The 8212-nt window shown below is 71.2% G+C and carries 8 protein-coding genes; 3 read left to right on the forward strand and 5 right to left on the reverse strand.

Annotation, left to right across the window (positions count from 1 at the left end; translation table 11 throughout):
• Positions 1 to 208: 208 nt before the first annotated feature.
• Positions 209 to 1246 carry a PfkB family carbohydrate kinase gene (locus NBZ85_RS23630; protein ID WP_261557843.1) on the forward strand — a complete coding sequence of 346 codons (1038 nt, stop codon included), beginning with the start codon at positions 209 to 211 and terminating at the stop codon, positions 1244 to 1246.
• A gap of 122 nt (positions 1247 to 1368) precedes the next feature.
• Here NBZ85_RS23630 and NBZ85_RS23635 read toward each other — a convergent pair whose 3' ends face one another.
• Positions 1369 to 2061, reverse strand: coding sequence for a nucleoside/nucleotide kinase family protein (locus tag NBZ85_RS23635; protein ID WP_261557841.1), 693 nt, complete (start codon positions 2059 to 2061; stop codon positions 1369 to 1371).
• Positions 2062 to 2221: 160 nt separating this feature from the next.
• A complete protein-coding gene (locus tag NBZ85_RS23640; protein ID WP_261557839.1) occupies positions 2222 to 2827 on the reverse strand; it encodes a TetR/AcrR family transcriptional regulator in 606 nt (201 codons plus the stop codon).
• A gap of 618 nt (positions 2828 to 3445) precedes the next feature.
• Here NBZ85_RS23640 and NBZ85_RS23650 point away from each other — a divergent pair.
• Positions 3446 to 4282, forward strand: coding sequence for an MBL fold metallo-hydrolase (locus tag NBZ85_RS23650; RefSeq protein ID WP_261557836.1), 837 nt, complete (start codon positions 3446 to 3448; stop codon positions 4280 to 4282).
• A gap of 241 nt (positions 4283 to 4523) precedes the next feature.
• Here NBZ85_RS23650 and NBZ85_RS23655 read toward each other — a convergent pair whose 3' ends face one another.
• Positions 4524 to 5081 carry an NUDIX hydrolase gene (locus tag NBZ85_RS23655; RefSeq protein ID WP_261557835.1) on the reverse strand — a complete coding sequence of 186 codons (558 nt, stop codon included), beginning with the start codon at positions 5079 to 5081 and terminating at the stop codon, positions 4524 to 4526.
• A gap of 804 nt (positions 5082 to 5885) precedes the next feature.
• Here NBZ85_RS23655 and NBZ85_RS23660 point away from each other — a divergent pair.
• Positions 5886 to 6461: a hypothetical protein gene (locus NBZ85_RS23660; protein WP_261562616.1), complete on the forward strand. Its 576-nt coding sequence runs from the start codon at positions 5886 to 5888 to the stop codon at positions 6459 to 6461.
• Between the two features lie 39 nt (positions 6462 to 6500).
• Here NBZ85_RS23660 and NBZ85_RS23665 read toward each other — a convergent pair whose 3' ends face one another.
• Positions 6501 to 7157, reverse strand: coding sequence for an adenylate kinase family protein (locus tag NBZ85_RS23665; protein WP_261557833.1), 657 nt, complete (start codon positions 7155 to 7157; stop codon positions 6501 to 6503).
• A gap of 377 nt (positions 7158 to 7534) precedes the next feature.
• The coding region (gene ppk2, locus NBZ85_RS23670; RefSeq protein WP_261562617.1) for a polyphosphate kinase 2 at positions 7535 to 8212 on the reverse strand (678 nt) is incomplete at its 5' end.

Below are 8212 nucleotides of genomic sequence, written 5' to 3' on the forward strand. Positions count from 1 at the left end.
TCGGATCCGTGGTGAAAGCATGCCTCGTGCTGCTCCACATGGAGCACCAGCGCACCACGTAGAGATCAACGTATGCACACAGCGTTGTTGCTACCAAAGGTGACGAAAGGTTACCGGGAAAGGTTCAGTAACCCGAATACTCGGGCAGAGGTACCGATTCCTGCCCGGCGCAGACCAGACCGGTTCCGGGCCGATAACAGGAGGACGCGTGGCGAAGCAGGCCGACGGGGCGAAGCAGGCCGACGGGGCGAAGGCGCGGCCGGTTGGGGCTGTGGCCGGACAGCCGGTGGGGCTGTTCGTCGGCCTCACGACCCTCGACACGATCTACCTGGTCCGACACCTACCCGGACCCGACGAAAAAATCGTCGCCGACGATCTGGTGGTCGCCGCGGGCGGCCCGGCGACAGGCGCCGCCGTGGCCTTCGCCCACCTCGGGGGGCGGGCCACCCTTGTCAGCGCGGTCGGTTCCGGGCCGCTGGCCGCCGCGGTGCGGGCGGATCTCGCCATGCTCGGCATCCGGCATCACGACCTGCAACCAGGGGCACCGGCCCTGCCGGTTTCGGCGATCATGGTCAACCTCGCGAGCGGAGAGCGGGCGGTGGTGTCGGCGCACGGCGCGCTGCCGGCCGCCGTGCCGTCCGCCGCGGACGCCGCGCGGGCCCTGCTCGCCGGCGCGGACGTCGTCCTCGTCGACGGCCATCAGCTCGACGTCGCCGTCAACATCCTGGAAGCTCGCCGGTCCCGGCCGACGGGATCGGGCGCGCCCGCGTCGACGGGCCCCATGGACCCGGCGAGCGCCACGGATGCGGCCGACCTGGCGGACGGAACGGCAACCTCGTCCGGGCGGCCGCCCGTGGTGTTCGACGGCGGTTCCTGGAAGCCGGGGACCAAGCGGCTGCTCCCCCACGTCGACGTGGCGTTGTGCGGGTCCGCCTTCCGGCCGCCGGGAGTCGGCGGCGACCCGGACGAGGTGCTGCGCTACCTGCTGGCGCACGGGCCCTCGTTCGCCGCGGTGACCCACGGCCCCGGCCCGGTCCGGTGGGCGACCGCCCGCGCCGGCGGGGAGGTCCTGCCCCCGGCCGTCCGCGCGGTGGACACGCTCGGCGCCGGCGACGTGTTCCACGGGGCGTTCGCCTGGTCGATCGCGGCCCTGCCCCGACTCACCACCGCCGGTCTGGTGGACGCGCTCGCCGCAGCGTCGCGGGTCGCGGCCCGGTCGGTGACGAGCTTCGGCACGCGCTCGTGACTGACCGCCCAGGACGAGGCGCCCGCGTCCGAGACGAGTGGGTCCTCAGTGGCCAGTGGCCACGAGAATCCGATGTGCACGGAATCGTGCCGAGGCGTAGTTACGGTTTTCGGCACTTGGCTTCAGGGGGCGGGCGGCAGCACGGGGGGCAGCCGGAGCAGGTAATCGGCGCGCCGCGCCGTCGCATCCACCAGACGCAGATTGTTGAGATCATTCTCTTCGACCCATGTGCGGGCGGCCGGTCCGGAGCGGCCGCCGGTTGTCTGCCGGGCGATCAGACGGGTCCGGGCGATCTCCTCCTCGACCTGGAGGAACCACGTCTCGTCGCAGCATGCGCGCACCTGGGCCCAGGCTGCGCCGTCCAGCAACAGATAGTTGCCCTCGCAGATCACCAGCCGCACGGAGGCCGGAATCCGGTGTGCTCCCGGGACCGCGGCGTCGTGGACACGGCTGAACGACGGCGCGGCCACCTCCTCGGGCCCGCCGGCGCGCAGCCGGGTCAGCAGGGCCGCGTAGCCGGCGACGTCGAACGTCTCGGGGGCGCCCTTGCGGTCGGCGAGGCCGAGCCGGGCGAGCGTGGCGTTCGGCAGGTGGAAGCCGTCCATCGGCGCCTGAGCCACGAGCTTCGGGTCCGTGCCATGGCGGGCGGCGAGCTGCGCGGCGAGCCAGTCGGCGAGGGTGCTCTTCCCCGCGCCCGGCGGCCCGGCGATCCCGAGCAGGACGCGGCCGCCCGCGGCCAGGAGCGTCTGCGCCCGCGCCAGCACAGCCGCCCGGCCGATCAGGTTGGCGGGTCGGGCCGGCGGACGAGGGTCCATGCGGATGATGGTTTCACGGCCACCGGCGCCCGGTCGGTCAGAAGGACAGGCCACCGGTGGCGGCGATGGTCTGGCCGATGACCCAACGGGCGGCGTCTCCGTCGGTCTCCACCAGCCGGGCAGCACGGCGTCCACCGTGATGCCGCGGTGGCCGAGAAGGTCAGGTAGGGCGCAGCAGCCGGCGCAGCAGCTCGTCGACGGCGGCGCGGGCCTGGCGGATGGCGACGCGCTGGTTGCCGGCCCGGGCCACGAGCAGGGCGATCTCGTTCATCGAGGCGAGCAGCACGTGCGCGAACAGGTCGACCATCGCGGCGTCGAACACGCCGTCGCGGGCGAGTTCCGCGACCGTCTGCTTGATCTTGCCGAAGGCGTGCCGCTCGTCGAGCTCCCGCCAACGCGCCCAACCGAGGACCCCCGGCGCGTCGATGAGCAGGATGCGCCGCACGACGGGGTCGCCCGCGATGCCGATCCAGGCCAGGCAGCCCAGGCGCAGCGCGGTGGCGGGGTCGCCCCCGCCGTCGGCGCCGACCGCGGCCACCAGCCGGCGGCCCACGTCCAGCTCGACCGCTTCCAGCACCGCGTCGAACAGCGCGTCCTTGCCCTTGAAGTGGTGGTAAAGCGAACCGCGGCTGGCCCCGGTCGCGGTGAGGACGGCGTCGATCGAGGTGCCCTCGTAGCCCCGCTCGGCGAACAGCCGGGTGGCGACGCCGAGCAGGTGTTCCCGGGTCGCGGCCCCCCGTTCGACGTTCCTGCTGGATGGGTTCATGGGTACCTCTTGACTCGGAGCCGACACCTCATTGTCGGCGTAGAGGCGCGTCATCAACCCCCACAAAGCGCCACTAAAGCGACTTACTGGGTGAAGATGTAGGGAAGGCGAAAGAATCCAGCCGGCATCGGGCCTCCCACGCGCCGGCTGGCCGGGCTCCGCTACAGGGCCGCGAGCAGCCCGCCGGGCCTGCGCGCATCGATCAGCCGCGGCGCCGCCCGCATATTGCCGCGACGGCGTAACCGGAAGTTTCGCCCTGACGCCGCAGCATCTTTCCCGTCACGATCATCGGCGCAATACGTGGGTTACCGATCTCGCGACGGCGAGAAACACGCAGCCGCGACTGTTGTTCGCACGGTGCCCGGTGGCACGAACCCGTCGGACGCACGGACAACCCGAGGCGGTGGGCATTGCGGACTCGGCGGCAGCGCTGGAGTGCGCACTCGCCCGGGAGGTCGCCGCCGGCGACCACCTCATCGCGCTGCTGCGCGTCCACGCGCTCAGCTCGGACACGAGCGTGACACCGTTGGTGTTCCACCACAGCCCGGTTCCGCCAGCTCGTGGCCCGCTGACCAGCACCACCGAACCCCAGCCGCCGACCCGCCTCCGGGGGTGCCCGTGCCGTTCCGCCTTCCCGACCTCGATCTCGACCTGCCGATCTGCCTGACCTGTGGGGTGCAGTACGCCGCTGCGCGGGTCGACTGCCCGGTCTGCGAGGACGAGCGGCAGTTCGTCGGTTGGGAGGGGCAGCGGTGGACGTCGCTGGCCCGGCTGCGCGCCGACGGCTACCACGGCGTGCTCCGTCCGGAGGGCGAGCGGGTGACCGGCGTCGGCGCCGAGCCGAAGATCTCCATCGGGCAGCGGGCGCTGCTCGTCCAGACCGACGCGGGCAACATCCTGTGGGACTGCGTGCCCTTCCTCGACGACGACCTCGCCGGCCGGGTCGCCGAGCTCGGCGGCGTCACCGCCATCGCGATCAGCCACCCGCACTTCTACGGAGCGATGATCGACTGGAGCCGGGCGTTCGGCGGGGCCCCGATCTACATCCACGCCGCGGACGCCGACTGGCTCGGCCGGCCGGACGACGCCGTCGAGCTGTGGTCCGGCGACGCGCTGACGATCGGCGACGGGCTGACCCTGATCAACGGCGGGGTGCACTTCGCCGGCGGCACGGTCCTGCACTGGGCTCAGGGCGAGGGCGGCAGGGGGGCGCTGTTCTCCGGCGACATCCTGCAGGTCGTCCTCGACCGCCGGTGGGTGAGCTTCATGTACAGCTACCCGAACTACATCCCGGAACGGCCCAGCGTCGTCCGCCGGGCACTGGAACTGCTCGAACCGTTCGACTTCGACGCCGTCTACGGCGCGTTCTGGCAGACCGTCGTCCGCGCCGACGGTCGGGCCGCCGTGCGCCGCTCCGCCGAGCGTTACCTCCGCTTCGTCACCGACACCCAGTAGCCGCCTTTCCCTGCCCAGAGGGACAGATCGAATGCCGAACCCTCCGGATGGGCAAGGCAGTGGGCCGGTTCGGCGTGACCGGCCAGAGTTCTGCCCCGGACGGTCGGTCCGGCGCGGCTCGGCGGAGCGTGCTGGCGTTCGTCCGGGCCGGCACCTGGGCCGACCGGGCCGCCCCGGCGGACGCGGCGGCCCCGCGTCCGCCGGCAGGCGTACCCCGGCTGGTTCGTCCCGCCGACTGGAGTCAGGGCACCAGGCGGGAGTGGCGGGACGCCTCCGTGAGCTTCACGCCGAGCTGGCCGGCGACCTTTCCGGGCTCGACCCAGCGCACGCGGGTGCTGACGGAGTCGGGCACGGCGAGGCTGCGGTCCTCGACGTGGAACAGGTAGGTCATGTCGTAGTGGACGTGTTCCGGCTCCTCCCGTGCCGGGGCGGCCTCGGCGATCGAGGCCTCGACGTCGAAGGGGATGACTGCGCCGGGGATGACCATGTTCGTATCCACTCCGGCGTGGCGGGCGGCGAGCCCGAGCGCCGCACCGAGCAGGGACGAGGCACCCGCGTCCACGTGGCCGCCCGGCAGGTGCCAGATGGAGGTGGACGAGTCCATGATCTCGAGAACACGCCAGTCGGGGGAGACGATCGCGGCGCGGCAGGTGACGTGAGCCGGAGTCGTGCTACGGGCTGTGATGGCAGGCCCGTGCAGGGCAAGCACGACCAAGGACCGCATGAGGTCCATCTCGTCCGGGTTCGCCTCGATGTAGCCAAGGGCCACACCGATCACCGCGTTATTGGTGACCGCCACGCTCAGAGAACGTACAGGTGTCGGGTGCTCAACACGGAACACCGGGGCGGGACACTCCGAAGTTCGTACTGCACGCATAACCTCACTTACGGTGTCGGCAAACCTGGCTGTATAGGAAGAAATCGGAATGCCAGTTCGGCATAGTCCTGGACTTCCTCGTCCAGGCGCGCTGGCCCGCGGGACAGGGCGCGCGCCGCTCGACCACGCTCGGCACGACACACCCCCTTCCGCCGATAACTCACCATAACGTCACGAATGCATTACGGAAAGTGACAGCTGGTCGAGCTGCGCGGCACGCCCGCCGAACCCCCTACGGCATCCCGCACGTCGATCCATCCTTCCCGAGATCGGGTGAAGCGGACAAACAGGGCAAGCACCCGCCTGCCGGGTACCCCGCCACTACCATCGCGAAACCTCCTTCGTGCCGCAAATACGAAATTTTGCTCGGTCTTCAGTCGAGGGTCGGCTTCGCCCCCAGGTCAGCAGGGCGCTGACGGCCCGGGGCGGTGGGGCGCGCGGGCGCCGAACGCACGGTCAATCAGCACCTGTAGGCAGCACGTTCGGGTGGACCTGCACCGATCTCGGTACCCCCGGCACCGGCACTCGTGACGGCCAGCCGACACCTCGGGCCGGCGGCACCCGACCGCGACTAGGGTCGGCGTGGATGCGTCGGCACAATGCCGACACCGGGCCGCCGTCCGTCATCGCTGCGGCACGTCGCCATCGCGTCCGCCCTCCCCGGGCACCTGAAGCGATGCGGCAGGTGGACCCGGCAACCGCGGGATCGAGCGGGAGGACCCCACCGTGCCCGACAGTCAGGCTCTCGACGCGACGCCCCTCGACGCGACGCGCCCGGGGGTCCGCCGGGTCCGCCGGGCCACGGTGCTCGTGGCGGGGCTCGCTCTGACCGGATTCGTCGGTCTGACGGCGGGTTGCGGCTCGGACGGCGGCGACGTGCCGGGCCCGAGCGCCAGCGCGAGCCTGCCGACCGCCCTGCCGAGCGGCCTGCCCACGGCCCTGCCGAGTTCGCTGTCGACATCCATCCCCGGGGTCGGGAAGGCCGACGCGGTGACCGGCGCGGCGGCGCTGCACGGTACCAACGTCCCCGCGGACTTCCCCGTACCGCCCGGGGCGACCGTGAAGGTCGGCACGACCACCGGGAAGAGTTCGACGGTGACGCTGTCGGGGGTGTCCAGCGACCGGGTGGCGGCCTTCTACCGCACCGCGCTGCCGCAGGCCGGCTACCGGATCACCTCGGACGTCGGCATCCCCGGCGTCGCCCGCGCGCTGGCCTTCGACGGGCACAGCGTCACCGGGAGCATCGGCGCCGCGGGCCTCGGCCAGTCCAACGCGATCGCCATCGTGTTCACGAAGCACTAGCCAGCCGACGAAGCACTAGCCAGCCGGGCGGCGGCGGGATCACACCGCCGCGGGGGCCAGGTCCGGCAGGTTGAAATACCCGCGGATCTCCGTCTGGACGGCCCGTGGCACGCGGCGGGCATCGACGACAGCCACGAACTCCTTGCGCTGGAAGATCTCCATCACCGGCTGGGTCTTCTCGTGGTAGTCACGCAGCCGCACGGCCAGCGCCTGGGGATTGTCGTCGGCGCGCTTCTGCAGCGGTGCTCCGCAGACGTCGCAGGTGTCCGGCATGACCGGCCGGCTCGCTATCAGGTTGTAGTCCAGGCCGCAGCGGGAACACAGCCGGCGGGCCAACACCCGCCGGTAGACCTCGTCGTCCGGAAGATCCAGGTAGATGACCCCGTCGATGTCGTAGCTCTCCAGAAAGAACTCCGCCTGCCGCGCATTGCGGGGGAATCCGTCGATGATGAACCCGTAGTTCCAGTCGTGCTCGGCCAGCCGGGTGCGCACCACCGATTCGACGAGATCGTCTCCGACCAGATGGCCGGCGGCGACCGTCCGCTTCACCTGAGCGCCCAGCTTCGTGTGGTTCTGCACGTTCCAACGGAAAACATCGCCCACGCTTATGTGGACGAGGTCGAAATCCCGTGCCAGCATCGTCGCCTGGGTTCCCTTGCCACTGCCCTGTACTCCCATGATGACGAACTTGCGCACGAAATCCTCTCCCGCTCGAATCGCAGGTTCCACAGGTGGCCGGCCGCGGGCCGCCATCCGTTCATTCCCTGCCGGGTACCGTATCCGCCCAACGATTGGGCCAACCGGGAACTCACCCGCAGGAATGCGGCGTGGGCAACGCCACATACCAGGTCAACGGCGTGCCGGCCGGCGGGTGGACGCCGGAGAACCGCGGGCAGCGGGAGGTGACGGCCACCGCCGGCACGGCCCGTCGGCGCCGCGGCACCGCCAGGCCGACGGCCGCCACCGGCACGGAAAGGGCAGTCGCGCGAGGGCAGCCTCACCCGCATCGGGTGGCACCGAGGCGCCGGCGGCCACCGCGGCCCGAACGGACCCGGGCAGCGGGCCGGTCCCGCTCAACCCCGCAGGTAGCGGCGCGGCACCCAGGCCTGGCTGTCGATCGGGGGCCGTTTGTAGGCCTTCTCCTGCCGCGGGGGCAGCACCACGCGCTCCTGCGGCACATCGCCGTACGGGACGACCGACAGCAGGTGGCTGATCAGGTTGAGCCGGGCCGTACGCTTGTCGTCGGCGTCCACCACGTGCCAGGGCGCCTCGCGAATGTCGGTGTAGGCGAACATCTCGTCCTTGGCCGCCGCGAAGTCCACCCATCGGGCCCGTGCCTGCAGGTCCATCGCCGACAGCTTCCACCGCTTGCCGGGATTGTCGATCCGTTCTTGGAAGCGACGTTCCTGCTCCTCGTCGCTGAGCGACAGCCAGTATTTCACCAGGACGATCCCGGAGCGGACCAGCGCTCGCTCGATCTGCGGGCAGGTACGCAGGAACTCGTCGTATTCGTCGTCCGTGCAGAAGCCCATCACTCGCTCGACCCCCGCCCGGTTGTACCAGCTCCGGTCGAGCAGCACGATTTCGCCGGCGGCGGGCAGGTGCACCAGGTAGCGCTGAAAGTACCACTGGGTGCGTTCCCGCTCGGTCGGCGTGCCCAGTGCGACGACCCGGCACTGGCGGGCGTTGAGCCGGTCGAGGATGCGTTTTATGGTGCCCCCCTTCCCCGCGGTGTCCCTCCCCTCGAATAC

It is taken from the genome of Frankia tisae, from assembly GCF_025403405.1.
GTDB classification, from domain to species: domain Bacteria; phylum Actinomycetota; class Actinomycetes; order Frankiales; family Frankiaceae; genus Frankia; species Frankia tisai.

Excerpts from the sequence above, each read along its gene's own strand:
- NBZ85_RS23640 (WP_261557839.1), bottom strand. The coding sequence starts at position 2,827 with ATGAACCCATCCAGCAGGAACGTCGAACGGGGGGCCGCGACCCGGGAA.
- NBZ85_RS23635 (WP_261557841.1), bottom strand. The coding sequence starts at position 2,061 with ATGGACCCTCGTCCGCCGGCCCGACCCGCCAACCTGATCGGCCGGGCG.